Origin of the sequence: Pseudomonas sp. Z3-8, assembly GCF_051131975.1 — a bacterium.
Lineage (GTDB): Bacteria > Pseudomonadota > Gammaproteobacteria > Pseudomonadales > Pseudomonadaceae > Aquipseudomonas.
Map to the genome: position 1 here is coordinate 1,657,033 of NZ_CP071643.1, position 24,301 is coordinate 1,681,333.

The 24,301-nt window shown below is 61.6% G+C and carries 19 protein-coding genes and 4 tRNA genes; 13 read left to right on the forward strand and 10 right to left on the reverse strand.

Annotated features, from left to right (window positions below):
- Window positions 1-106: 106 nt before the first annotated feature.
- Both J3P94_RS07805 and J3P94_RS07810 read right to left on the reverse strand, forming a co-directional pair.
- Window positions 107-3,577 (reverse strand): hybrid sensor histidine kinase/response regulator, encoded by a 3,471-nt coding sequence (locus tag J3P94_RS07805; protein WP_434572468.1) that lies wholly within the window; start codon window positions 3,575-3,577, stop codon window positions 107-109.
- A 250-nt stretch (window positions 3,578-3,827) separates the two neighbouring features.
- Window positions 3,828-4,367 (reverse strand): TetR/AcrR family transcriptional regulator, encoded by a 540-nt coding sequence (locus J3P94_RS07810; RefSeq protein ID WP_305499468.1) that lies wholly within the window; start codon window positions 4,365-4,367, stop codon window positions 3,828-3,830.
- Between the two features lie 102 nt (window positions 4,368-4,469).
- On the opposite strand from J3P94_RS07810, the gene J3P94_RS07815 reads away from it, so the two are divergent.
- The 3 genes from J3P94_RS07815 (at window position 4,470) to J3P94_RS07825 (ending at window position 8,872) form a co-directional block, all read left to right on the forward strand.
- Window positions 4,470-5,663 carry an MFS transporter gene (locus J3P94_RS07815; RefSeq protein ID WP_434572471.1) on the forward strand — a complete coding sequence of 398 codons (1,194 nt, stop codon included), beginning with the start codon at window positions 4,470-4,472 and terminating at the stop codon, window positions 5,661-5,663.
- 104 nt (window positions 5,664-5,767) lie between these two features.
- Window positions 5,768-6,916: a TDT family transporter gene (locus J3P94_RS07820; protein ID WP_434572473.1), complete on the forward strand. Its 1,149-nt coding sequence runs from the start codon at window positions 5,768-5,770 to the stop codon at window positions 6,914-6,916.
- 81 nt (window positions 6,917-6,997) lie between these two features.
- Window positions 6,998-8,872 carry an MFS transporter gene (locus tag J3P94_RS07825; protein WP_434572475.1) on the forward strand — a complete coding sequence of 625 codons (1,875 nt, stop codon included), beginning with the start codon at window positions 6,998-7,000 and terminating at the stop codon, window positions 8,870-8,872.
- 150 nt (window positions 8,873-9,022) lie between these two features.
- Here J3P94_RS07825 and sugE read toward each other — a convergent pair whose 3' ends face one another.
- The 3 genes from sugE to rdgC form a co-directional block, all read right to left on the reverse strand.
- Window positions 9,023-9,337, reverse strand: coding sequence for a quaternary ammonium compound efflux SMR transporter SugE (sugE, locus tag J3P94_RS07830; RefSeq protein ID WP_305499474.1), 315 nt, complete (start codon window positions 9,335-9,337; stop codon window positions 9,023-9,025).
- A 117-nt stretch (window positions 9,338-9,454) separates the two neighbouring features.
- A complete protein-coding gene (locus J3P94_RS07835) occupies window positions 9,455-10,420 on the reverse strand; it encodes a bile acid:sodium symporter family protein (RefSeq protein WP_434572477.1) in 966 nt (321 codons plus the stop codon).
- Window positions 10,421-10,562: 142 nt separating this feature from the next.
- Entirely contained in the window at window positions 10,563-11,483 is a 921-nt protein-coding gene (rdgC, locus tag J3P94_RS07840; RefSeq protein ID WP_305499478.1) for a recombination-associated protein RdgC, read from the reverse strand.
- Between the two features lie 160 nt (window positions 11,484-11,643).
- Between rdgC and J3P94_RS07845 the strand changes: the two genes are divergently transcribed.
- The 4 genes from J3P94_RS07845 (at window position 11,644) to J3P94_RS07860 (ending at window position 12,162) form a co-directional block, all read left to right on the forward strand.
- Window positions 11,644-11,719: transfer RNA gene (locus J3P94_RS07845), tRNA-Val, on the forward strand.
- 19 nt (window positions 11,720-11,738) lie between these two features.
- A tRNA-Asp gene (locus J3P94_RS07850) sits at window positions 11,739-11,815 on the forward strand.
- Window positions 11,816-11,992: 177 nt separating this feature from the next.
- A tRNA-Val gene (locus tag J3P94_RS07855) sits at window positions 11,993-12,068 on the forward strand.
- A gap of 17 nt (window positions 12,069-12,085) precedes the next feature.
- Window positions 12,086-12,162 (forward strand) — tRNA-Asp (locus tag J3P94_RS07860).
- A 92-nt stretch (window positions 12,163-12,254) separates the two neighbouring features.
- Here the strand turns inward: J3P94_RS07860 and J3P94_RS07865 are convergent.
- Together J3P94_RS07865 and J3P94_RS07870 are read right to left on the reverse strand one after the other, a co-directional pair.
- Window positions 12,255-13,391, reverse strand: a complete 1,137-nt coding sequence (locus J3P94_RS07865; protein ID WP_434572480.1) for a catalase family protein — start codon at window positions 13,389-13,391, stop codon at window positions 12,255-12,257.
- A 31-nt stretch (window positions 13,392-13,422) separates the two neighbouring features.
- Entirely contained in the window at window positions 13,423-15,228 is a 1,806-nt protein-coding gene (locus J3P94_RS07870; protein ID WP_434572482.1) for a di-heme-cytochrome C peroxidase, read from the reverse strand.
- A gap of 267 nt (window positions 15,229-15,495) precedes the next feature.
- On the opposite strand from J3P94_RS07870, the gene J3P94_RS07875 reads away from it, so the two are divergent.
- The 5 genes from J3P94_RS07875 (at window position 15,496) to J3P94_RS07895 (ending at window position 18,172) form a co-directional block, all read left to right on the forward strand.
- The gene (locus J3P94_RS07875) at window positions 15,496-16,209 is read left to right on the forward strand and encodes an FKBP-type peptidyl-prolyl cis-trans isomerase (protein WP_305499483.1); all 714 of its coding nucleotides are present in this window, start codon (window positions 15,496-15,498) and stop codon (window positions 16,207-16,209) included.
- Window positions 16,210-16,496: 287 nt separating this feature from the next.
- On the forward strand, window positions 16,497-16,952 hold the full coding sequence (locus tag J3P94_RS07880) for a YkvA family protein (RefSeq protein WP_434572484.1): 456 nt from the start codon (window positions 16,497-16,499) through the stop codon (window positions 16,950-16,952).
- Between the two features lie 111 nt (window positions 16,953-17,063).
- Window positions 17,064-17,402 carry a helix-turn-helix domain-containing protein gene (locus J3P94_RS07885; protein ID WP_305499486.1) on the forward strand — a complete coding sequence of 113 codons (339 nt, stop codon included), beginning with the start codon at window positions 17,064-17,066 and terminating at the stop codon, window positions 17,400-17,402.
- Window positions 17,399-17,770 (forward strand): hypothetical protein, encoded by a 372-nt coding sequence (locus tag J3P94_RS07890; protein ID WP_003179080.1) that lies wholly within the window; start codon window positions 17,399-17,401, stop codon window positions 17,768-17,770. The genes J3P94_RS07885 and J3P94_RS07890 overlap by 4 nt, the downstream gene beginning before the upstream one ends.
- Window positions 17,771-18,172: a sel1 repeat family protein gene (locus J3P94_RS07895; RefSeq protein ID WP_434572486.1), complete on the forward strand. Its 402-nt coding sequence runs from the start codon at window positions 17,771-17,773 to the stop codon at window positions 18,170-18,172.
- A gap of 197 nt (window positions 18,173-18,369) precedes the next feature.
- Here J3P94_RS07895 and J3P94_RS07900 read toward each other — a convergent pair whose 3' ends face one another.
- On the reverse strand, window positions 18,370-20,157 hold the full coding sequence (locus J3P94_RS07900; protein WP_434572488.1) for a bifunctional diguanylate cyclase/phosphodiesterase: 1,788 nt from the start codon (window positions 20,155-20,157) through the stop codon (window positions 18,370-18,372).
- Between the two features lie 129 nt (window positions 20,158-20,286).
- Window positions 20,287-22,365 carry a carboxy terminal-processing peptidase gene (locus J3P94_RS07905; RefSeq protein WP_434574129.1) on the reverse strand — a complete coding sequence of 693 codons (2,079 nt, stop codon included), beginning with the start codon at window positions 22,363-22,365 and terminating at the stop codon, window positions 20,287-20,289.
- A gap of 142 nt (window positions 22,366-22,507) precedes the next feature.
- On the opposite strand from J3P94_RS07905, the gene J3P94_RS07910 reads away from it, so the two are divergent.
- Window positions 22,508-23,470 carry a zinc-binding dehydrogenase gene (locus J3P94_RS07910; protein ID WP_305499489.1) on the forward strand — a complete coding sequence of 321 codons (963 nt, stop codon included), beginning with the start codon at window positions 22,508-22,510 and terminating at the stop codon, window positions 23,468-23,470.
- Window positions 23,471-23,647: 177 nt separating this feature from the next.
- On the opposite strand, the gene J3P94_RS07915 is transcribed toward J3P94_RS07910, so the two are convergent.
- A complete protein-coding gene (locus tag J3P94_RS07915) occupies window positions 23,648-24,301 on the reverse strand; it encodes an HAD family hydrolase (RefSeq protein WP_434572490.1) in 654 nt (217 codons plus the stop codon).

A 24,301-nucleotide genomic window follows, 5' to 3' on the forward strand; every position in this document is an offset into this window, starting at 1 on the left:
CGAGGGAGCTTGCTCCCGCTGGGCTGCGCAGCGGCCCCTCTTTTATGAGTGCTGCGCACTCAAGCGGGAGCAAGCTCCCTCGCCACGGGAGACCGTGCCCTCTTGATCACAACGGCAAATGCCGACTCAACAACGCCCGCAACGCCGCCGGCTTCACCGGTTTGGCCAGGTAGTCCAACCCCGCCGCGTGCACTTGCGCCACCGTCTCCGGCCGGCCGTCGGCGCTGATCACCACCCCCGGCACCGGCTCGCCCAGGCGCGTGCGCAGCCAGGCCATCAGCTCGGTGCCCGTCTCGCCGTCGTCCAGATGAAAATCCACCAGGGCCAGTTGCGGCCGCCCGCCCTGGGCGAGCCAGCGCTCGCACTCTTCGCGGTTGCGCGCGGTCCAGACCTGGCACCCCCAACGCGTCAGCAAACTGCTCATGCCGATCAGGATGCTGTCTTCATTGTCCACACACAGCACCTGGGCCCCGCTCGGCAATTGGCCGTTGGGTTCGGGCGCGGCACTGGGAGCAACGGCCTGGGTGCTGGCCAACGGCACGCTCACACTGAACACGCTGCCGCGCCCCAGCCAGGAACGCACGCGCAACCGGTGGTCAAGCACGCGGCACAGGCCATCGGCGATCGCCAGGCCCAGGCCAAGACCTTTTTCGGCGCGGGTCTGATGGCTGTCGAGGCGCTTGAACTCTTCGAAAATGACCTGCTGTTTGTCTTCGGCAATGCCGGGGCCGCGATCCCAGACCTCCAGGCACAGCTCGCCCTGGCGGCGGCGAACGCCCAGCAGCACGGGACCTTTGGCGTAGCGGAAGGCATTGGTAAGGAAGTTCTGCAAGATCCGCCGGAGTAGCTTGATGTCGCTGTCGACCCGCAGGCGCGAGCCACGCACGCGGAACTTGAGTCCTTGCTCCTGGGCCAGCACGGTGAATTCGGCGCCCAGGGTATCGAACAGGTCGTTGAGCACGAAGGGCTTGCGATCGGGGTTGATCTTGCCGTTCTCCAGGCGGGAGATGTCCAGCAGGTCGGTGATCAGGTCCTCCGCCGAACGCAGCGAGCTGTCCAGGTGCTGCACCAGTTGCCGGGCTTCGCCGGGCAGGCTGTCATGCTGGTGGGACAGCGCGGCGGAGAACAGCCGCGCGGCATTCAGGGGTTGCATCAGGTCATGGCTGACGGCGGCAAGGAAGCGGGTCTTGGACTGATAGGCGGCTTCTGCGGTGCTCTTGGCCTCGGTCAGCGCCAGGTTCAGCTGCGACAGTTCCCGGGTGCGCTCGGCCACCCGTTGCTCCAGCCCTTCGTTGGCCTCGGTCAAGGCTTGGGCGGCTTCGCGGAACGCGGTGATGTCAGTGAAGCTCATGACAAAGCCGCCGCCGGGCATCGGGTTGCCGATCAGCTCGATCACCCGGCCGTTGGGGAACAGCCGTTCCGAGGTATGCGCGCGGCCCTGGCGCATCCAGTGCAGGCGCCGGGCAACGTGGACCTCGGCCTCGCCGGGGCCGCAGAGGCCGCGTTCGGCGTTGTAGCGGATGATGTCGGCGATCGGCCGGCCGACGCTGATCAGGCCGTCGGGGTAATTGAACAGCTCCAGGTAGCGACGGTTCCAGGCCACCAGCCTGAGGGACTGGTCGACCACGCTGATGCCCTGGGTGATGTTTTCGATGGCGCCTTGCAGGAGCGCGCGATTGAACTGCAGCACCTCGGACGCTTCGTCGGCGATCCGCACGACGTCCTCCAGTTGCATCTCCCGCCCTTCAATTGCCGCCTTCACCACCGCCCGCGTCGAAGAGGCCCCCAGCACACCGGCCAGCAGGCGCTCAGTGTGGGCGATCCACTCGCTGTCGGCGTTCTGGCTCGGGTTGAAACCTTTGCCCTGGCGGTAGGCGAAACGGATGAAGCTCTGCCGCGCGCGCTCTTCGCCGACGAACCGGGCGGCCAGTTGCAGCAGATCGTCGATCTGCACCGCGAGCATCGAACGAGGGTTGGGGCGGGCGCTGATTTCCTGGCCGATGAAGCGCCCGGCCTGCCAGTGCTCCGACACGCGGGTGCGGGACAACACCGAGACCCAGGCGAACAGGATGAAATTGCCGGCCAGGGACAAAACCACCCCTTGCGTCAGCGGAGTAATCGGCAGGTCCAGCGGGTTGCCGTGCAGCCAGGCAAGGCCGGGAAAACTGCTCAGTGACCAGCCCAGGCTGTGGGCGGCGATCGGCAGCACCAGCGTATAAAACCAGAGGAAAATTCCCGTGGCGAGACCGGCGAACACGCCGCGTCGGTTCGCCTGTTTCCAGTACAGCGCGCCGAGCATCGCGGGCGCCAGCTGAGTCACGGCGGCGAAAGCGATCTGGCCGATGGTCGCCAGGCTCGCCGTCGACCCCAGCAGCCGGTAACTGACGTAAGCCAGCAGCAGGATCACGACGATGCTCACCCGGCGTACCGACAGCATCCACTGGCGGAACACCTCGAAGGGCCGCTCGGCGTTGTTGCGGCGCAACAGCCAGGGCAGCAGCATGTCGTTGGAGACCATGGTCGACAGGGCGACACTCGCCACGATCACCATGCCGGTGGCGGCCGACGCGCCGCCGATGAACGCCAGCACCGCCAGGGCCGGGTGGGCCTGGGCCAGCGGCAGGCTGATGACGAACGAATCCGGCAGCACCGAACTGGGCAACATCATCTGCCCGGCCAGGGCGATCGGCACCACGAACAGCGCGGCCAGCGCCAGGTACGCGGGAAACACCCACTTGGCCAGGCGCAGGTCCTGCGGGTCGATGTTCTCGACCACGGTCACATGGAATTGCCGGGGCAGGCAGATGATCGCCATCATCGCCACGCCGGTTTGCACGACCATGGACGGCCAGTTGATGGTTTCCTTCCAGTATTGCTCCAGGCGGGGCGCCAGCATCGCCTGGTTGAACAGGTCATCAAAACCGTCATAGAGGCCAAACGTGACGAACGCGCCGACGGCCAGGAAGGCGAACAGCTTGACCAGCGACTCGAAGGCAATCGCCAGGACCATGCCGCGATGGTGCTCGGTGGCGTCCAGGTTGCGGGTACCGAAGACGATGGTGAACAGCGCCAGGATCAGCGAGACGATCAGGGCGGTGTCCTGGGCCCGGGTGCCCATGGCGTCGGCGCCGGCGCCGATCAGCAGGTTCACGCCGAGCACGATGCCCTTGAGCTGCAAGGCGATGTAGGGCAGCACGCCGACCAGGCAGATCAGGGCGACCACAATCGCCAGGGACTGCGACTTGCCGTAGCGGGCGGCGATGAAGTCGGCGATGGAGGTGATGTTCTCCTGCTTGCTGATCATCACCATTTTCTGCAGGACCCACGGTGCGAACACCAGCAGCAGGATCGGCCCGAGGTAAATCGGCAGGAACGACCAGAGCTGTTCGGCGGCCTGGCCCACGGCGCCAAAGAAGGTCCAGCTGGTGCAATAGACCGCCAGCGACAGGCTGTAGACCCAGGCCCGCACGCGCGGCGGCAACGGCGTGCTGCGTCGGTCGCCGTAGAAGGCGATGGCAAACATGATGGCCATATAGGCCAGGGCGACAACGGCAATCAGCCCGCTGGACAGCGACATGGAAACTCCCGGACAAATATCCCCGGGCTCGGGCCCGGCACGACAGTCTCGCATGCCCGCTCGGGTTCGTCAGTGTCGACCAAGGTCGGGGCGTGGCGGGGTGTCGCGGGTGGGGTGATCGCTTCTGTTTTGTGGCGCTGTTGCCGGCCTCATCGCGAGCAAGCTCGCTCCCACACTGGTTCCCATTGAAGGCAATATTTGTGTACGCCGCAGCTCCAATGTGGGAGCGAGCTTGCTCGCGATGGCGGTTTCACTGACCCAACGCTATGTCAACCAACCGATACAACTCCTCAACCTCCAACGGCGCAGTGGCAAAGAGGATACGAAACACCGTCGGCGCCACGATCACATTCACCAGCCGCTCGATGCCCGGATTTGGCTCATCGGGATAGCGGTCCAGGATGATCTGTAACTGACCGCTGATGATGCCCACGCAATAGCCCGGCGTGGCGCAGGCCTGGATGTCGCGCATCATGTTGCGGCCGGGCTCGGAACTCATTTCGTCCAGGTACTGCTCGGCCCAGGCGCGCAAGTCGCCGCGCAGGCTGCCGGTATTGGCCGGCTCGCCGTCCGGGCGCATGCGTGCGATGGCGACATCCGCCAGCAACGCTTGCAAGTCGCCCCAGCGCCGATAAATGGTGGACGGCGTCACCCCGGCGCGCGCGGCGATTTGCGGCACGGTCAGGCTGGCGCGATCCTGCTCCTGCAATAACGCGCGAACGGCCGAATGAATCGACTCCTGGACCCGGGCGCTTCTGCCGCCGGGGCGTAAACCTTCTTTAATAGCCATGAATCGGACCTTAACACAAAGAATTTGCTTTAAGCGCATGCCGGTAGCACACTCCGCAAAAGCAAAAAATTAGCTTTTGCGAATGCCTTGTGGAGCGTGCCCATGTCTCGTCCAGCTTCGACCCGCGCCAGCCTGATATTTCTGGCGCTCACCTTGCTCGGCTTCCTGGCGGCGTCCAGCGCGCCGACGCCGTTGTACCACCTCTACCAGGAACATATGCAGTTTTCCCCGGCGATCCTGACACTGATCTTCGGCGTGTACGCGTTCAGTCTGCTGGCGGCTTTGCTGGTCGTCGGTTCGCTGTCGGATTACCTCGGCCGCAAGCCGGTGATCTTTGCGGCATTGCTGCTCAACATGCTGGCGATGCTACTGTTTATCAACGCCGACAGCGTCGCCTGGTTGATCGGTGCGCGTTTGATTCAGGGTTTTGCCACCGGAATGGCCACCAGTGTATTGGGGGCGGCGTTGCTGGACTTCGATCGTCAGCAGGGGCCGCTGATCACCAGCGTGGCGCCATTGCTCGGCATGGCGTGTGGCGCGATGGGCTGCGGCCTGCTGGCTGAGTTCGCGCCGATGCCGCTGCAATTGACGTATTGGCTGCTGCTGGCATTGTTTCTCCTCCAGGCGATTTACCTGTGGCGCCTGGCGGAAAGCGTCAGCCCGCAGCCCGGGGCCTGGCGATCGTTGCGCCCGACTTTGCATGTACCTGTCCAGGCCCGGCGCGCCTTGTGGCTGATATTGCCTCTGGACCTGGCGGCTTGGGCGGTCGGCGGATTCTATTTGTCCCTCGCGCCATCACTGGTGCGGGCCGCGACCGGCTCGACATCGAACCTGATTGGCGGCGCGCTGGTGGCTGTGCTCACCCTCAGTGGTGCCTTGTCGATCTACACGCTGCGTAACCGGGCGGCAAGAACGATGCTGCGGCTTGGCGCCGGTCTATTGGTGCTCGGCCTGGGCCTGGTATTGACGGCCGTACACACGGCCAGTCTGCCGTGGTTTTTCATTGGCACCTTGATCACTGGCAGCGGTTTTGGCGCGGGATTCCTCGGCGCCCTGCGCAGCCTCATGCCGCTGGCCTTGCCCCACGAACGGGCCGGCCTGATGTCGGCGTTCTACGTGCTCAGTTACCTGGCCTTCAGCCTGCCTTCGTTGCTGGCGGGAAACCTCACGCGTATTTTCGGGCTGATCCCGACCACCGATGGCTACGGCGCCGTGCTGATTGTGATGGCAGTCGGTGCGCTGGCGGGCTTGCTGCGCCAGCCTGCGCAACCGCTGGCGGAGGGGGTGGGATCGTGAGGGTTTATCTGTAAAACAGAATAGATATAGAGAAATTACCCGTTATATAGATATTCTTTTCAGTTCTAGCATGGCTTTACCTCATCCGATAACGAGGATTGACCATGACTTGCTGCGCTGCGAAAAACCGTTTACGCCCGCTGAGCCACTTGGCCGGACCCTTGGAGGTCGTCCGACAATTCACCCCGAACTGGTTCGCCGCCACCATGGGGACCGGCGTGCTGGCATTGGCCCTGGCGCAAGTGCCAGGCGGCAATGCCGGATTGCACGCATTTGCTGAAGGGCTGTGGTTGTTCAACATATTCCTGTTTGCTCTGTTCACCGGGCTGTACAGCGCTCGCTGGATGCTTTTTTTCAACGAGGCCCGGCGAGTTTTCGGCCATTCAACGGTCTCGATGTTTTTCGGCACCATTCCCATGGGCCTGGCGACGATCATCAACGGCTTTCTGGTGTTCGGGTTGCCGCGCTGGGGGAATGGCGCGGTGGCGGTGGCAGAAGTGTTGTGGTGGATCGACGTGGTGATGTCGCTGGCCTGCGGCGTGCTGATTCCGTTCCTGATGTTCACCCGCCAGGAGCACCGCATCGACCAGATGACCGCCGTGTGGCTGCTGCCCGTGGTGGCCGCCGAGGTTGCCGCTGCCAGTGGCGGGCTGTTGGCGCCACACCTTGGCGACGCCCATGCGCAACTGGTCACGTTGGTCATTAGCTATGTGTTGTGGGCATTTTCGCTACCGGTGGCGTTCAGCATTCTGACCATCCTGCTGCTGCGCATGGCCCTGCACAAACTGCCGCATGAAAACATGGCCGCTTCGAGCTGGCTGGCCCTGGGCCCTATCGGCACGGGCGCCCTGGGCATGTTGCTGCTGGGGGGCGAGGCCCCGATGATTTTCGCTGCCAATGGCTTGCCGGGCGTGGGCGAGGTTGCCTCGGGGCTGGGGCTGGTGGCCGGCATCACCCTGTGGGGCTTGGGTTTGTGGTGGATGTTGATGGCGCTGTTGATCACCGGGCGCTATCTGCGCGAAGGCATCCCGTTCAATCTCGGCTGGTGGGGTTTCACCTTTCCCTTGGGCGTGTACGCACTGACCACGCTGAAACTGGCGAGCGTGCTGGGGCTGGTATTTTTCAACCTGCTGGGTTGCGCATTGGTGGTGATGCTGGCGGTGATGTGGCTGATCGTCGCCCGGCGCACGGTGCTGGGCGCCTGGCACGGTGAGTTGTTCGTGTCGCCTTGTATTGCGGGGCTGGGGAAATAATCGTCAAAGACAGGTAATGTGTGGCCTGGATCGAAAAAGCGTCATTCCAATAAGCGTCCAAGCCACTCAGGAACATGGAAGATGAGTCACCCCTCGCAGTTCACCTTGCTTCGCACGCGGCGTTTCCTGCCGTTCTTCATCACGCAGTCCCTCGGCGCGTTCAACGACAATATCTTCAAGCAGTCGCTGATCCTTGCCATCCTCTATAAATTGACCATCGAGGGTGATCGCTCGATCTGGGTCAATCTGTGCGCACTGCTGTTCATCCTGCCGTTCTTCCTGTTCTCGGCGCTGGCGGGCCAGTTCGGCGAAAAGTTCGCCAAGGATGCGTTGATTCGCCTGATCAAGCTTGGCGAAATCGCGATCATGGCGGTCGGCGCGGTGGGGTTCCTGTTCGATCATCTGTGGCTGATGCTGGTGGCGCTGTTCGCCATGGGCACGCACTCGGCGCTGTTCGGGCCGGTGAAGTATTCGATCCTGCCGCAAGCCCTGCGCGAGGATGAACTGGTCGGCGGCAACGGCCTGGTGGAGATGGGGACGTTCCTGGCGATCCTTGCCGGCACCATCGGCGCCGGGATCATGATGTCCTCGGCCAATTACGCGCCCGTGGTGTCGGTGGCGATTGTCGGCATCGCCGTGGCCGGCTACCTGGCCAGCCGCGGCATTCCGCGGGCGGCGGCAGCCTCGCCGCAGATGCGCTTGAACTGGAACATTTTCAGCCAGTCCTGGGCGACCCTGAAGCTGGGCCTCGGGCAGACCCCGGCGGTGTCCCGCTCGATTGTCGGCAATTCCTGGTTCTGGTTTGTCGGCGCGATCTATCTCACCCAGATCCCGGCCTATGCCAAGGAATGGATGCACGGCGACGAAACCGTCGTAACGCTGATCCTGACGGTGTTTTCGGTGGGGATCGCCCTGGGCTCGATGCTCTGCGAAAGGCTCTCGGGGCGCAAAGTGGAGATCGGCCTGGTGCCGTTCGGTTCGTTCGGGCTGACGGTGTTCGGCTTGCTGTTGTGGTGGCATTCCGGTGGAATCCCCGCCAGCGTCGACGGCCATGGCTGGCTGCAAATCCTGGGCTTCGGCCACGCCTGGCTGGTGCTGATCGATATCCTCGGGCTGGGTATCTTTGGCGGTTTCTACATCGTGCCGCTGTATGCATTGATCCAGTCGCGCACCGTTGAAAACGAGCGGGCGCGAGTGATCGCCGCCAACAACATTCTCAACGCCTTGTTCATGGTGGTCTCGGCGATCGTTTCCATCGTCCTGCTGAGCCTGGCCAAGCTGTCGATCCCGCAGCTGTTCCTGGTGGTGTCGCTGCTGAACATCGGCGTCAACGCCTACATTTTCAAGATCGTCCCCGAGTTCAGCATGCGTTTCATGATCTGGCTGCTCAGCCATTCCATGTACCGCGTGGAGCATCGCAACCTGCAAGCGATCCCGGATGAGGGCGCAGCGTTGCTGGTGTGCAATCACGTATCGTTTGTCGATGCCTTGCTGATTGGTGGCGCGGTGCGTCGGCCGATTCGTTTTGTGATGTACTACAAGATCTACAACCTGCCGATCCTGAACTTCATCTTCCGTACCGCCGGGACCATTCCGATTGCCGGGCGTCAGGAAGATATCCACATCTATGAAAAGGCCTTCAGCCGCATCGCCCAGTACCTGAAGGACGGTGAGCTGGTGTGCATCTTCCCTGAAGGAAAGTTGACCGCCGACGGTGAGATCAACGAGTTCAAGAGCGGGCTGACGCGCATCCTGCAGGAAACCCCGGTGCCGGTGATTCCCTTGGCATTGCAGGGCTTGTGGGGCAGCTTTTTCAGCCGTGATCCGAGCAAGGGGCTGTTTCGGCGGTTCTGGTCGCGGGTGACGCTGGTGGCGGGGACGGCGGTGGCGGTCGAGGCGGCGGAGCCGGCGAAGTTGCAGGCGTTGGTCGGAGAGTTGCGCGGGGCGGTCAGATAAACCAAAAACCTGTGGGAGCGAGCTTGCTCGCGATGGCCATATACCTGTCGACATTGATGTTGCTGACAGACCGCAATCGCGAGCAAGCTCGCTCCCACAAAGGCATTTGATCTAATGTGGGAGCGAGCCTGCTCGCGAAGGTGTAGTGGCTTAAGCGCTGACCTTGAGCCCGACCAGCCCGGCTATGATCAGCGCAACGCTGGCTAGGCGAATCAGCGCCATCGACTCGCCAAACAGGATGATCCCGGCGATCACCGTGCCGACGGCACCGACCCCGGTCCAGATGGCATAGGCTGTGCCCAGCGGCAACTCCTTCATCGCCAGGCCAAGCAGGCCGAGGCTGATCGCCATGGCGGCGATTGTCAGTGCGGTAGGGAGCGGGCGGCTGAAGCCGTCGGTGTACTTCAGGCCGACAGCCCAGCCGACTTCGAACAGGCCGGCGAAAAACAGAATGATCCAGGACATCACACACCTCATCGATGGATGGGGTCGTCCCCGGATAAAAACTTCATGGCGTTGCGGGGTCGTCCCCGCATTGGGCGCAAGAGTGCCCAATGCTGACTATTCGGTCAAGTCCTTCGGTCAGTCCGCGGTTTGTCGGGCGAGCTCTTCGCGGTCCTGTTCTTCGCTCATGCGCCGGAACCAGGTCGAGAGCAGGGCGCCGGAAATGTTGTGCCAGACGCTGAACAGCGCGCTGGGCACTGCCGCCAGCGGCGAAAAGTGTGCGCTGGCCAATGCCGCACCGAGGCCGGAGTTCTGCATGCCGACTTCCAGCGACAATGTCTTGCGTTGGGCCAACGGCAACCCGAAAAGGCGACCGGTGAAATACCCCAACAGGTAGCCGAAGCTGTTATGCAGGATCACGATCGCCATGATCAGCAGGCCGGACTCAGCGATCTTCGCTTGGCTGGCTGCCACCACCGCCGCAACGATGATCACGATACTGACCACCGATACCAGCGGCAGCACCTCTACGGCATGACGGACCCGCGCACCCAACAAACGTTGGGCAACGATACCCAGTGCAATGGGCAGCAAGACAATTTGCAGTATCGACCAGAACAATGCCGAGAACGATACCGGTAGCCAGGCCGAGGCCAGCAGCCATATCAGCGTCGGGGTCAGCAGCGGGGCAAGCAGGGTTGTGATGGCGGATATCGCTACGGCCAGGGCCAGGTCGCCGCGGGCGAGCCAGGTCATCACGTTGGAGGACGTGCCGCTCGGGCAGCAACCCACCAGAATCACGCCGACGGCGATTTCGGGCGGCAGGCTGAATATCTGGCAAAGCAGCCATGCTGTCCCCGGCATGATCACGAACTGGGCAATCACCCCCAGGGCCACCCGTCCAGGGCGACGAGCCACTTCGGCAAAGTCTTCCAGCTTCAGTGCCAGGCCCATGCCGAACATCACCAGGCCCAGCAGCGGCACAATGGCGCTTTTGAGACCGATGAACCAGGTCGGCAGAAAGAACGCCACGACGGCGAACAGCAACACCCAGTAAGCGAACGTATTGCCGACGAAGCGGCTCAATGCAGCCAGTGCACGCATGATCTGATCCTTGTTATAAAAAACACCGGATACCCGTGTGGGAGCGAGCCTGCTCGCGAAAGCGGGGTGTCAGTCAACATCGCTGTGGCTGTCATACCGCTTTCGCGAGCAGGCTCGCTCCCATAGGGGCTATCCGCTACTTTTAGATCCCTTGCGGAATCTCTTCACCACCCAACGCTTCGACCAGCGCCGGCAGGAACTCGCCGAACGTCAGCATCATCAGGGTGAAGCTGGCGTCCAGTTGGCCGAGGGCTTCGTCGCCGCCGTCCTGTTCCGCCTGGTCTTGCAGCAGGTCTTCGAACTTCAGGCGCTTGACCACCATCTTGTCGTCGAGGACGAAAGACAACTTGTCTTGCCAGGCCAGCGACAGTTGCGTCACCACCTTGCCGGTGTTCAGGTGCAGCTGGATTTCGTCGCTGGTCAGGTCCTGGCGCTTGCAACGGACGATGCCGCCATCTTCATGGGTATCGCGCAGTTCGCATTCGTCCAGCACGAAAAAATCGTCTGCGGCTTTCTGGGTCTTGACCCAGTCGGTCATGATCGCGGTCGGGGCCGTCTTCACTGTCAGCGGGCGCACCGGCAGCGTGCCGATGACTTCGCGCAGGGTCGAAAGCAGGTCTTCGGCGCGTTTCGGGCTGGCCGAGTTGACCAGGATCAGGCCCTGTTTCGGCGCGATCGCGGCGAACGTGGACGAACGGCGGATGAAAGCGCGAGGCAGGAAGGCCTGGATGATTTCATCCTTGATCTGGTCCCGTTCCTTTTTATAGACCTTGCGCATCTGCTCGGCTTCGATCTCTTCGACCTTTTCCTTGACCGCGTCACGGACGACGCTGCCCGGCAGGATGCGTTCTTCCTTGCGTGCGGCAATCAGCAAAAAGTCCTGGCTGACATGCACCAGGGGGGCGTCTTCGCCTTTGCCAAATGGCGCGACGAAACCGTAAGTGGTCAACTCCTGGCTTGCACAGGGGCGTGCCAGTTTGCTCGCCAGTGCAGTTTCCAACGCCTCGGCATCAACAGGCAGATCTTGGGTCAGGCGATAGATAAGCAGGTTCTTGAACCACATGGGGTGAGTCTCTCCTTTATACAAAGGGGGGCATTATTCTCTTCGCGGCGCCATAGGCCAACCCTTCGCTAAGCCTTTGGAAGGCCTGAAAAAATTAAATTAAAAAGTGCTTGCCAGCTTAGGAAGTGCTCCGTAGAATGCGCGCCACACCGAAAGCGAAGGGTGATTAGCTCAGCCGGGAGAGCGTCTGCCTTACAAGCAGAATGTCGGCGGTTCGATCCCGTCATCACCCACCATTCGCTTCAAGTGTTATGCGCAGCGGTAGTTCAGTCGGTTAGAATACCGGCCTGTCACGCCGGGGGTCGCGGGTTCGAGTCCCGTCCGCTGCGCCATATTCGGTAACCTGGAACACTGAACGCCAGGTCACCACAGAAAGCCCGCTAACGCGGGCTTTTTGCTGTCTGGAGTTTCTGTGGTGCGCGTGAATCACATTTTTTTTGCTGGATTTATCAATTAAATCAGCACGTTATAAAAAACTGTGAGAGAATGCGCCCCGCATCGAAAGTGCAGGGTGATTAGCTCAGCCGGGAGAGCGTCTGCCTTACAAGCAGAATGTCGGCGGTTCGATCCCGTCATCACCCACCAAACTTTCAATGTTACGCGCAGCGGTAGTTCAGTCGGTTAGAATACCGGCCTGTCACGCCGGGGGTCGCGGGTTCGAGTCCCGTCCGCTGCGCCATATTCGGCACTTGGAATACTGAACGCCAAGTTGCCAAACAAAAAGCCCGCTCAAATGAGCGGGCTTTTTGTTGCCTGTCGTTTACCGCTTTGCTACTGCTCGGCATTCCGACTATGCCGATAATCGCTGACCGCCTCATACACCGCTTTACGCAAACGGTTGATACCGCCAATAGGCCGATGCGGCTCGAGCCCAAACCACGGGTTGAACGACAGGTTGTCGCAGGCCAGGTTCAGCTTGGGTGTATCGAAATCCTGGGCCGGCACCTTGATCCGCGCCACCGTCTCGAATGACGCATCGCTTTCCTGCCACTCGATACTGGTGTCTTCGATCGGCATGTATTTGCCCGGGTCCTGACGCTGGATCTGGAGCACAAAACAGGCTGGCACGCGGTCTGTGGATAACTGCTGAGTCAGTGCGCTGCGCAAGAAATTCGGCAGGTCCTGGTTCTGCTTGGGCAGGGTGTAGGCTGGGCAGCTGTCCGGATCCGGCGCGACGCGAAACTTGGCATTGGCCGCGCCGAACTTGTACGGCGATACCGAGAAATAAGTGGTCTGGGTCGGGCTCGCCGGAGGCGGGGAGAGTGTCGCCAGGGCGATGAACAGATGACGGATCTGCCAACTGCGTGGATCCAGGCTCGGAAAGAAAGCCATCGCCTTTTTTCCGTCAGCCTGGGCCGCCACGTTCTGACGGTATTCGGCAACATCGCTGACAAAGAAGTTCGGATGATTGAACATCACGAAGTCCTGCTCGCCCTGCGATTGCCGGTCAGCGAGCAATTGCTTGCCAGGCACATCCAGCAGCTTGATGGCCATGCCACGTGCATCGCGCAGGCTGTCGAACTGTGGATAGGCGTTGCCGTTGGACAGGCGGATCGTCGCCTGCCAGGTCTTGCCCGGTTCGGCGAATACGCCCTGGCGCAACGGTGCCGGCAGATCGCCGGGCACCTGGACTTCGGCCATCACGCAGCCGTGGGCCTTGGCATGGGCATCGCGCAGGTAGCGCGTGCCTTCGCGGTGCTGGTCGACGATGCGGATGGCGGTCTGGATGATGTCCTGGGTCATGGCGCTTTCACCGGCCGGTATCTGTTCCCTGTCCGCGACCGGCCCACTGTGTTGCCAGGCGAACCAGGCCGTGGCCACGGCCCAGCCGAGCAGGCCGATGCCCAGCAGCCAGAGGAGCGTCTTGCCCAGAAAGGCGCCGAGGCGCAGCCAGAGCTTTATGAGCATGGTGCAATCCTTTTACCTGAAAGATTCATCATCACAGTTGCGACTCCAGCGGTCCGCCCAGCACCTTCAAGTACTCCAGCAGCGCCCAGCGCTCCTGCGGTTGCAGCAAACGGCCAATGACCCCATTGCCTCGTTCGCCAGCGCGGAATTCATGGCCGCTGTTATGGTTGCCAGTGATGCGGGTGTCGAACAGGAAGGCATTGGCAAACGCTTCGGTGCGATAGCCCAGGTGCCGCGGGTCGTACTCGAAGCTGCCTTTATAAAAGGTGGTCGCCCGCTCGGCCTGCGGCGAGAGCAACTGGTAGATGGTCGGCACCGAGCCGTTGTGCAGGAACGGCGGTGTTGCCCAGACGCCGGCCAATGGCCGGGCCTTGTAGGCGCGTAATTCACGGACGCCGATGGGCAGCCCGAAACCGTCCAGTGCCGGACGTTCCACCGGCGTGACGCCAGCATCCCGGTAAGCGCGGTTTTCGACGAATGCGGTGACGTAGGCCAACCCCTTGGCGACCGAGATCTGGCTGAGGTCCAGCGGCTCTGTCGGGGCAGGGTGCAGTTGCACTTCCAGCTTCGCCAGTTCGGCCGGGTCCCATTGCAGGCTGGTCAGGTTGAAACGGTGATCGGCAATATTATTCGCGGTGCCCGGGTCCGTGCCGATCACCTTCACTGGCAGCATATGCAACTGTTGCACCGGCCGGTCAGGTCCCTGGACGACTTTGGGCACATGGCAGCCGGCGCAGTTTTCTTCGAACAACGCCTTGCCCTTTGCCGCCAGGGGCTTGTCAATCGAACCCAGCAACGCTTCCGGCCATACGGGTGGCTTGAGCAGTTGCAAGGTCTCTTCAATCTTGTTCAGGTCGCGCACCCGCACGCTGGAAGGGTAGCGCGCATCGCCTTGCAGCGGCTTGCCCTGGGCATCGAAGAAACTCAACGTGGCGCCAACCCCCAGCGCCTCGCCGACGTTGCGGGCCATCGGTTGCTGCGCCGAACCGTTCCACTGTACCCAGTCGAACGTCCACATTTCCCACAACTGTGGGTAATCCACCGGTGCGTTGGCGACCCGGTAGTTTTCTGCCGAAATGGCATCGCCAAAGCTGGCATTGGCGATGCGGCCAAAGGCATCGGTGCGGCCCGGCCCTTCCTCGGTGGGGTAGAGGCCGCGGTGGGTGTCGTTCCAGGCCGTGCGCAGGAACATATTCAGGGAAATCTTGAAGTCCTTGCGCAACTCTTCATGGCGAGCGTCATAGTCATTGCCCAGCACCTGGCGGGCGAAGCGTTCGAATTTCCATGGGTTGTAGTAAGTCGAGGCGAGGCTTGCCACCAGTGCCTGTCCGAAACTGCCGCCGCGCAATGTCGGAACAGTCGATGGCAATACGTGTTGGGCCGAGCCGCCATCGATCCGGATCGCCTGGCCCTTGAAATGCAATTCGCCGGTGTGGCAGGCGGCGCAGGTAATGTCGAGGTATTGCTCGTTACTACCGGCGTTCTGGTGTCGGGTGAAGCCCACCGGTAAGTTGCCGGGGTTCAGTGGCGTGGCTTTCTGCGCCGGATCGACCAGAAAACCGAAGCGCGCCAGGTATTCCGGCGAAGCGAAGCGCTGTTGCGAGAACGGCAATTCAAGCGCGGTGAACCACTCGTAACGCAGGCCTTTGACCTGAGTGCCCTGAGGCGTGAAATAGTAAGTCTGTCGCTCGGCGGCGCTCCATTGGTCCAGGTAGTGCACCTGTTGGACAGGCGTGTAGGCCGGCAGGCGTGGGTTGGCCACGTAATAAAGCACCACGGCCACGACCACGATGACCAGTGCGAGGATCAGCAATAAAAAGCGAGAGAGGAGGCGCACGGTTTACGTCCTTGTTTTTTTAATATGCCCTTATGCCTCAGCGCCGCTTGGCCGGCAAGTGGCCATTACCCCGCGCTACGAGTAGCGGCCGATCTGGCCGTGTATAACAGATGACAGATGCTTCATCTGCCGAGGATCAAAAAGCGTTTGCCGACCTGAACTTATCATCGCTTTGTGGCTCACATGCCGGTAGCCATTGGTCGTGGCCGCCTGATAAGCTCGCGGCTTTACTCGATTGCCCTTTAGGCGCATGAACAAGGAAATAGCATGAAACAGCATCGGTTGGCGGCGGCGGTAGCCCTGGTTGGCCTGGTACTCGCGGGTTGTGACTCGCAGACCAGCGTAGAGCTGAAAACCCCGGCGCAGAAAGCTTCCTACGGTATCGGCCTGAACATGGGCAAAAGCCTGGCTCAGGAAGGTATGGATGACCTGGACTCCAAAGCAGTTGCCCAGGGCATCGAAGATGCCGTCGGCAAGAAAGAACAGAAGCTGAAAGACGAAGAGCTGGTCGAAGCCTTTGCCGCGCTGCAAAAGCGTGCCGAAGAACGCATGGCCAAGATGAGTGAAGAGTCGGCAGCCGCCGGCAAGAAATTCCTCGAAGAAAATGGCAAGAAAGCCGGCGTCACCACCACCGCTTCCGGCCTGCAGTACGAAGTGGTCAAGAAGGCCAGCGGCGCGCAGCCTAAGCCGACCGACGTGGTGACTGTTCACTACACCGGCAAGTTGACTAACGGCACTGTGTTCGACAGCTCCGTGGAGCGTGGCAGCCCGATTGACCTGCCGGTCAGCGGTGTGATCCCGGGTTGGGTTGAAGGCCTGCAATTGATGCATGTCGGCGAGAAGTACAAGCTGTACATCCCGAGCGACCTGGCCTACGGCGCCCAGAGCCCGAGCCCGGCGATCCCTGCCAACTCGGTCCTGGTATTCGACCTGGAACTGCTGGCAATCAAGGATCCGGCAAAAGAAGGCGCAGCCAAGTAATTGCGCCTGTCTTGATGAAAACGCCTCGCTCATGCGGGGCGTTTTTGTATCTGGCATTCGACGTGGCAAAAAAACCGAACGCGCAGGGCAAGCTACAGTCATAGGCAGTACAGCGCTGTGCTGGATGCGGTCGACCCGTCGGGTAGGTGGTTGCCGTTTATTTATGTGAGTAAAAAACGCCCGATCTAAGCCAGGCCCTTATGAAACGGGGGGCGCAGCGTTGAAATGCAGCTCTGTTCACAAGGTTATCCACAATTTGTGTGGATAACATTTCAGTGGGAGAAAAAATGAAGGCCCCGTGGAATTTCGCGCGATTTCTTCCCCTGGCGGGACGGCTCCTGGCCCGCGGCAGACTGCCCACGCTGCTGTTCGCCGTTGCCAGCAAGGGCGCCCGGGAGGGCGGGCGCCTCGGCAAGCTCAAGGAGGACCTGCGTCTGCTGCAGGCTCTATGCCTGGCTTACTGGCGGGGCGAATACCGCGCCGTCAGTGCCAAATCGATGCTCTCGGTGGTGGCGGGCCTCATGTATTTCCTCAGCCCGCTCGATGCGATCCCTGACTTGCTGCCCATGCTAGGCATGTTCGACGACATCGCGGTGCTGGCCTGGATCATGAAAACCCTCGACGACGAGCTGGGTGCCTTCCGTGCCTGGCGCGAACAGCAGTCGCCGGAGAAACTTGCGCGGGTTGAAAGGCTCCCCGACACCCCGGAACAACTCCAGCTGCAAGGGCCGAAAAAAAGCTGATCTGGCCCGTTTCCCTGCGAGATTTGATCGCCCCGCGACCTTGGCCGCTATTAGGATTACACTTCCAAGAAAAAGCTTACTTGCTAAGTGTTGTTGTCCTACGGGGTAATCATGGATATTCAAATAATCACGCGCGACGGAGAGCCCGAGTACGCGGTTTTGCCGTGGGATCAGTACCAGGCGCTGCTGAAGGCAGCCGGCATCAATCAAGCACCGCAAGAAGCCACGGTCCGCCATGCGGCGGCACCCGGCCAGGTTCTCCCTGGCCTGGATCAACTACGCAGTTTGCGCGAAGGGAAGGGCATCGCCATCGAGGCGCTGGCCCGCACGGTAGGCATCAGCCCGTCTTATCTGGCCATGATCGAAAGCGGCGAGCGTCAGCCCGATGCCGCGATCAAGCGCAGTCTGGCCTGGGAACTGACGGTGCCGGGTTGGAGGGATGAATCGTGAGTGTACGCATCAGTCGGCAACATTGGGACGGGTTGTTGGGTGAGTTGGACCAGGCGCGTCGCCAGCGCCATTTATTGACGTACCGCGCCTTGCTGGAGCGCCTGCAGCTGCCCAGCCCGGCCATGCAGACATTGACCGCCGCACTCGAACACCTGGCGGCGCTGGACGCCCGGGCCGAACAGCCATTGCGCAGTTCGTTGGTCATCAGCCAGGGGGCCAGTCGCCTGCCACGCACCGGTTTTTTCGAATGTGTTGAACGCCTCGGGCGCTTTTCCGGCCCCTCCGACGGCGTCGCCGCTGCATCCTGGCATGCGTCGGAAGTGGTCCGGGTGTTCGAATACGAGTACCCCGAGTCGGCGGAGGCCTGAGTGCTCTGGCGGATCAAGGCCCGGGCCGGTTATTGGCTGGCGCGCCGATTGTTCCATTGGTCATGGATGGTTCGGCAGCCCCGTGGCTGGGCCTGGCTTGAAGGCCAGTTTGCGCGCATGGCGAACCTGGGCGACGTCGACGCCCAGAGCTTCTACGGGCATATCCTGACGTTTCGCGGCCAAGGGCTCGGCGCACGGGAAGAAGGCATTCGCTTGCTCCGCCTGGCAGCACTGGCCGGTGACGGCAAGGCCGCCTATCAGGTTGGCGTCATCAGCCTGGCAGGCTCTACCACCAAGGCGCCGGATCCGGACGAAGCGGCGCGTTGGTGGGCCTTGGCCCTGAAGGCCGGGCATCCGCTGGCCGAGATCAAGCTCAAGGCGCTCGAGAGCAAGGAACCCTGAAACCGTTTTTTTCGTGGCGAGGGAGCTTGCTCCCGCTGGGCGGCGAAGCCGCCCCAAACCAGTCTGCTCGATCAAGCAGGCACACCGAGGCGCTGCCCAGAGGGTCTGCTAAGCAGCCCAGCGGGAGCAAGCTCCCTCGCCACGGGATGATCACCACTCACAGCGTGATTATCACCCACAGGGTTTTCACCTGAAGCTCACAGCGAAAAACCCAGTTCCGCCACGGGCGCCTGCTCAACCAGCCCGTTAATCAGATACAAACTCCCCCCGACGATCTCCTTGGCATGGTGCTTGGCCTGCGAAGCCATTTCCGCCAATTGGCTGGCATCCAGCTCTGCACAGGCCTCGGCGCGCAGATGCACCACCCCGATCGACAACGACAGCAAGGCGAAGTCCTGTCGTATGCCCTGTCGGTTCAACGCGGTAAAACATCCAGCTTCCAGATGCTCGGGCCGGTAGAAGCGGCGGCAGTGGTTCTGGAAGTCGCTTAGCAGTTGGGTCAGGCGCTTGCGCCAGTCGTCCGGGCCGAGGACCAGCAGGAAGTCGTCGCCGCCGATGTGGCCGACGAAGTCGCGGCTGGGGTCAATGCGTTCGTTCAGGCATTGGGCCAGGCACAGCAGGACTTCGTCACCGCGACCGTAGCCGTAGATGTCGTTGAAGGGTTTGAAACTGTCGATGTCGACGTAGCAGATCACCGACTCCTGGCGCTGCTGCAGCAGGCGCGTAAGGCACTGCTGGATGGGCACGTTGCCCGGCAGCAGAGTCAGCGGGTTGGCGTAGCGCGCCTGTTGGATCTTCAGCTCGGTGATGAGCTTGAGCACGTCGATCACCCGGCCCAGGCCCAGGTAGCCGCCGTTGAGGGTGATGATGAAGTCTTCTTCGATGCGCTGGCGGGCGCGGCTGGTGATGAGGCGGCTGACTTGTTGCAGTGACTGGCTCAGTTCAACCGCGAGGAAATCATCGCTCATCAGGCGGCTGATGGGCTTGCGAGCGAACAGGTCGGTGGCGAAAGGCTTGAGCAGGGCATCCGAGAGCGAATGACGATGGACGATGCCGCACGGTTGGCCACGGTCGTCCAGCACCGCCAGGGAATTGAGGTTGGCCTGGCGCCGGAACGCTTCCAGTACCGCTGCCGTCGGTGTGTCGTGGGCGACTGCCGGTTGTTCGTTGAGCAGCGCAGTGAGGTCGTTGACTTCATCGCCCAGCGGCACCACGCCGCTGTCCTGGCGGGGCATCAAGGCCTTGGCGTCCTGGGATGGATGCTCCTGGGGCCGGGCGAGCAAGTATCCCTGGACCAGGTCGACGCCCATTTCGATCAACACGGCGAGCTCTTCCGGCAGTTCGATCCCTTCGGCGATCACCTGGGCCCGTGAAGCCTGGGCGATCTTGAGAATGGAACCGACGAATTCACGCTTGAGTGCGTCCTGGTGAATGCCATCGATGAAATGCCGGTCGATCTTCACGTAGTCAGGTCGCAATTCGGACCACAGCCGCAGGCTTGAATACCCGGCACCAAGGTCATCCAGGGCAATGGAAAAACCCATGGCTCGATAGTGATGCAGGGCGGTTTGCAGCAGCTGGAAGTCATCGATAGGCGTTTGTTCGGTCAGTTCGATAACCACCTGGCTGGGCGGAATGCCGAAGTCCTGTAACAGCTGCAGGGTGCGGCCGGTCTGGTGGGCCGATTCGAGCAGCGATTCTGGCGAGACGTTGAGGAACAGTTTGCCCGGCAGCTTCTGTTCATTGAAGCGCTGGCAGGCGCTGCGTCGGCAGGCCAGCTCCAGTTCGCTGAGGCGTCCGGCCTGGCGCGCCACGGACAATAACGCGATGGGGGAGTGCAGCGGGCTGTTCGACGGGCCACGGGTCAGGGCCTCGTAGCCGAGGATGCGTCGTTCGGAAAGACAGATGATCGGTTGGAACAGGCTGTGCAAACCGCTTTGACTCAGGATTGAGCTCAAGGCACTCAGCTGTTCTGTCGTGGTCATGGCGATCTCTGGCGATAAAAAAGGACTGGGCGCAACCCCTGCTGGGGTGCGCCCGGTCCTGTATTTCACGACAGACTGATGTCAGTTTGATGACACTCCGACGAGCGCCACCATTAAAAGGCCATCACCTCAATGTTTGGCGACCGCCGTATTGAGTTTGAGGTAATCGAGCAGGATCCGACCGGTTTCGCTCAGATAGGCGTCGTCTTCCGGCTTGGTTTTTTCCGGCTCGGTGATCAGATCTTCGTCTTCCTTCTTCAGCTCTTTGAGCGGCTCCTCGCCCTTGGCCTTGCGACGCAGGTTTTCCATGGTCAGTTGCTTGGCTTCGATGTCGGCATGCTGCGCGCGGCGCTCGGCTTCGTTGAGGGTGACGGTTTTTTCCATCATCAACTTCTGCGCCAGGGCCAGCTTGTCGCGAATGAACACAAACTCCGCGTCTTGGGCCGTGCGGGCGTCATGCTCGGATTTCAGCTGGGCCAGGTACGGCTTGAACGGGTCCACGGCCGGCTTGATTGCAGGCCGGATGGTGTCCCACGGCATGGCTTCGGGCAGGGCGCTCTCACCGATTTCCTTGGTGTCGATGATCGACGGGTAATCGATGTCAGGCAGCACGCCCTGATGTTGGGTGCTCTGCCCGGAAACCCGGTAGAACTTCGCCAGGGTCAGTTTCAGTTCGCCGTGGTTCAGTGGCTGGATGGTCTGCACGGTGCCTTTGCCGAAGGTCTGGCCGCCGATGATCAGCGCGCGGTGGTAGTCCTGCATGGCGCCGGCGAAAATCTCCGAGGCCGAGGCCGACAGGCGATTGACCAGCAGGGCCATTGGTCCCTTGTAGAACGCGCCGGGGTTCTCGTCTTCGAGCACATCGACCCGACCATCGGCGTTACGCACGAGCACGGTCGGGCCTTTGTCGATGAACAGGCTGGTCAGTTCCGTGGCTTCCTGCAACGAGCCGCCGCCATTGTTGCGCAAGTCGATGACCACGCCGTCGACCTTTTCCTTCTGCAGTTCGGTGAGCAGTTTCTTGACGTCGCGCGTGGTGCTCTTGTAGTTCGGATCCCCGGCGCGGAAAGCCTTGAAGTCCAGATAGAAAGCCGGAATCTCGATGATGCCGAGCTTGTAGTCCTTGCCGTCCTGCTTGAGCTGGAGGACCGATTTTTTCGCGGCCTGTTCTTCCAGCTTCACTGCTTCACGGGTGATGGACACGACTTTGCTGGTCTGGTCGTTCGGCGCATTGCTGGCCGGGATGACTTCCAGGCGGACCACCGAACCTTTCGGGCCGCGGATCAGCTTGACCACTTCGTCCAGGCGCCAGCCGACCACGTCGACCATTTCCTTGTTGCCCTGGGCCACGCCGATGATCTTGTCCGCCGGGGCGACCTGCTTGGTCTTGTCGGCAGGGCCCGCCGGCACAAGGCGCACGATCTTGACCTGATCGTTATCGCTCTGCAGTACCGCGCCAATGCCTTCCAGGGACAGGCTCATGTTGATGTCGAAGTTTTCCGCGTTATCCGGCGACAAATAATTGGTGTGCGGGTCGTAGGACATCGCGAAGGTATTGATATAGGCCTGAAAGACGTCCTCGGCGCGGGTCTGGTCCAGGCGCGCGAGTTGATTCTTGTAGCGCTTGGTCAGGGTTTCCTGGATCTGCTTGGGATCCTTGCCGGCGATCTTCATACGCAACACTTCGTCCTTGACGCGTTTGCGCCACAGGTCGTCGAGGTCGGCGGTGCTCTTGAGCCATGCGGCGTCCTTGCGGTCGACCAGCAAGGTTTCCTTGGCATTGAAGTCGATCTTGTCGACGCCCTTGTTCAACTCGGCAAGGGCGTAGTCCAGGCGCGCCTTGACGCGGTCCAGGTAGCGCTTGTAGATAATGAACCCGGCGTTGAGGTCGCCGCTCTTGAGGAAGTCGTCGAACTGGGTCTTCCACTTGTCGAATTCGGCGATGTCGCTGGCCAGGAAATAACTGCGCGACGGATCAAGCAGCTTCAGGTAGCTGTCATAGATGATGACCGAGCGCGCGTCATCGAGTGGCGGCTTGCTGTAGTGATGGCGCTTGAGCAATTCAACCACGTTGAGGCTGGCGATCACCTCGTCGCGATCGGGCTGAAGCTTGTCCCAGCTGTTGGCCGCGAACGCAGTGTTCGAGAGCGCTGAAGCGCCAAGGCCAATAAAGAGGGCAAGTGCAGTGCTGGGGAAAAAGTGCTTCATGCTGATTCGACGCAGGGACAATTGATCACGCATATTAGGCCGTCTTTGAAGTCGCCGGTTCCATGTGGCCCGGGCGCATAATGCAAGAAAGCCCGGCGTTGTTACAGCAGCGGGCCCAGTCGAGACTCACTATGGAGGCACCGTGAAAGCATTGCAAGGCGTTGAAGGCCAAGTGGTATGGGCAGATGAGCCAAGTCCGGCGTGTGATGCCGGGCAAGTTCGCATCCGTGTAGCGGCCGCTGGCCTGAATCGGGCCGATTTGTTGCAGAAAGCCGGGCATTATCCACCGCCACCCGGCGCCAGCCAGGTGTTGGGGCTGGAATGTTCCGGGGTGATCAGTGAAGTCGGGCCGGGTTCCTCCTGGCAGGTCGGCGACCGGGTTTGCGCCTTGCTGGCAGGCGGCGCAATGGCCGAGGAAGTGGTGGTCGATGGTCGGCATGTGTTGCCCGTGCCGGAAGGCCTGTCACTGGCCGAAGCCGCCGCGCTGCCTGAGGTCTACGCCACCGCGTGGCTGAATCTGTTCCAGCTGGCCGGGCTCAGGCCGGGTGAAAAAGTGCTGCTGCATGCCGGCGCCAGCGGCGTCGGTTCGGCCGCGATCCAGCTGTGCAAGGCGTTCGGCAACCCATGCTGGGTCAGCGTCGGTTCGGCTGAACGACTGGCCTATTGCGAAGCGCTCGGTGCCCAGGGCGGCGTGGTGCGCACCGACGATATCAACAGCCTGAACGACTTCGGGCCGTTCGACGTGATCCTCGATCCGGTCGGCGCGAACTACGCCAGCCTCAACGTGAAACTTTTGTCAGTTGACGGGCGCTGGGTATTGATCGGGCTCATGGGCGGGCGCACCACCGAACTCGATCTGGCCCAGGTGTTGGGCAAGCGTATCCAGTTGCTGGGCTCGACTTTGCGCAGTCGCAATGATCAGTTCAAGGCCGACCTGATCGCCGAGTTGGGGCAGCAGGTGTGGCCGTTGTTCGCCGACAAGCGCCTGAGCCCGCAATTGGCCAGGACGTTTGCGATCAGCGATGCCGAGGCGGCGTTTGCCGAGCTGGCGACCAATCAGGTGTCCGGGAAATTGGTCCTGGTGGTCGATGACAGCCTGAGCTGATCGGGAATCGGTCCCCTGTGGCGAGGGAGCTTGCTCCCGCTGGGCGGCGAAGCCGCCCCAATCCGGACGACGCGACTGTTCGGAAGGATCGCGTCAGCCAGCTTTACGACTGCTTCGCAGCCGAGCGGGAGCAAGCTCCCTCGCCACAGGGACTGGGGTGTTTTTGCCGCCCGGTGTTTATTTCCAGGTATGAATCGGCCAGCCGGCCGATTCGGCGTGGGCCTTCAGGACCGGGTCCGGGTTCACGACGTGCGGGTGATCGACCTTGAGCAGCAACGGCAGGTCATTGCGCGAGTCGGAATAGAAGCTCGCACCTTCCAGGTTTTCTTCCTCGGCGTCCAGCCAATCCAGCAGTCGGGCGATCTTGCCTTCGCGATAGGTCAGGGTGCCCACGGTCTTGCCGCTGTACACGCCATGGGCGACGTCCAGCTCGATCGCGAGGATCTCATCGATGCCCAGGCGTTCGGCGATCGGCTTGACCAGGTGCGTGCCCGAGGCCGAGATCACCAGGATCCGGTCACCTGCCTTGCGGTGCTCGGCGATGGCCTTGGTGGCGTCGCTGAAGATGATCGGTTCGATGAAGTCTTCCACCCACGGCGCCACCAGATGTTCGATCTCTTCCGGCGTGCGGCCGATCATCGGTTCCAGGCTGAAGTCCATGTACTCTTCCATGCGCAGCTTGCCGTGGCTGTAGGCGTCCATCAGCTCGTTGTTACGGCGCATGAACGACTCGGGATCGACCCAGCCCAGGCGCCCCATCTGCTCGCTCCAGAGGGTGGCGCAGTCGCCGTGGATCAGGGTTTCGTCCAGATCAAAAATTGCCAGAGCCAT

Bases quoted from the DNA above. Each gene is read 5' to 3' on its own strand.
- J3P94_RS07915 (WP_434572490.1), bottom strand. From the start codon at position 24,301: ATGGCTCTGGCAATTTTTGATCTGGACGAAACCCTGATCCACGGCGAC.
- J3P94_RS07810 (WP_305499468.1), bottom strand. From the start codon at position 4,367: ATGGCTATTAAAGAAGGTTTACGCCCCGGCGGCAGAAGCGCCCGGGTC.
- J3P94_RS07835 (WP_434572477.1), bottom strand. From the start codon at position 10,420: ATGCGTGCACTGGCTGCATTGAGCCGCTTCGTCGGCAATACGTTCGCT.
- J3P94_RS07865 (WP_434572480.1), bottom strand. From the start codon at position 13,391: ATGCTCATAAAGCTCTGGCTGCGCCTCGGCGCCTTTCTGGGCAAGACG.
- J3P94_RS07805 (WP_434572468.1), bottom strand. From the start codon at position 3,577: ATGTCGCTGTCCAGCGGGCTGATTGCCGTTGTCGCCCTGGCCTATATG.
- J3P94_RS07880 (WP_434572484.1), top strand. From the start codon at position 16,497: ATGAAGGCCCCGTGGAATTTCGCGCGATTTCTTCCCCTGGCGGGACGG.
- J3P94_RS07815 (WP_434572471.1), top strand. From the start codon at position 4,470: ATGTCTCGTCCAGCTTCGACCCGCGCCAGCCTGATATTTCTGGCGCTC.
- J3P94_RS07905 (WP_434574129.1), bottom strand. From the start codon at position 22,365: ATGAAGCACTTTTTCCCCAGCACTGCACTTGCCCTCTTTATTGGCCTT.
- J3P94_RS07820 (WP_434572473.1), top strand. From the start codon at position 5,768: ATGACTTGCTGCGCTGCGAAAAACCGTTTACGCCCGCTGAGCCACTTG.
- J3P94_RS07885 (WP_305499486.1), top strand. From the start codon at position 17,064: ATGGATATTCAAATAATCACGCGCGACGGAGAGCCCGAGTACGCGGTT.
- sugE (WP_305499474.1), bottom strand. From the start codon at position 9,337: ATGTCCTGGATCATTCTGTTTTTCGCCGGCCTGTTCGAAGTCGGCTGG.
- J3P94_RS07825 (WP_434572475.1), top strand. From the start codon at position 6,998: ATGAGTCACCCCTCGCAGTTCACCTTGCTTCGCACGCGGCGTTTCCTG.
- J3P94_RS07900 (WP_434572488.1), bottom strand. From the start codon at position 20,157: ATGACCACGACAGAACAGCTGAGTGCCTTGAGCTCAATCCTGAGTCAA.
- rdgC (WP_305499478.1), bottom strand. From the start codon at position 11,483: ATGTGGTTCAAGAACCTGCTTATCTATCGCCTGACCCAAGATCTGCCT.
- J3P94_RS07875 (WP_305499483.1), top strand. From the start codon at position 15,496: ATGAAACAGCATCGGTTGGCGGCGGCGGTAGCCCTGGTTGGCCTGGTA.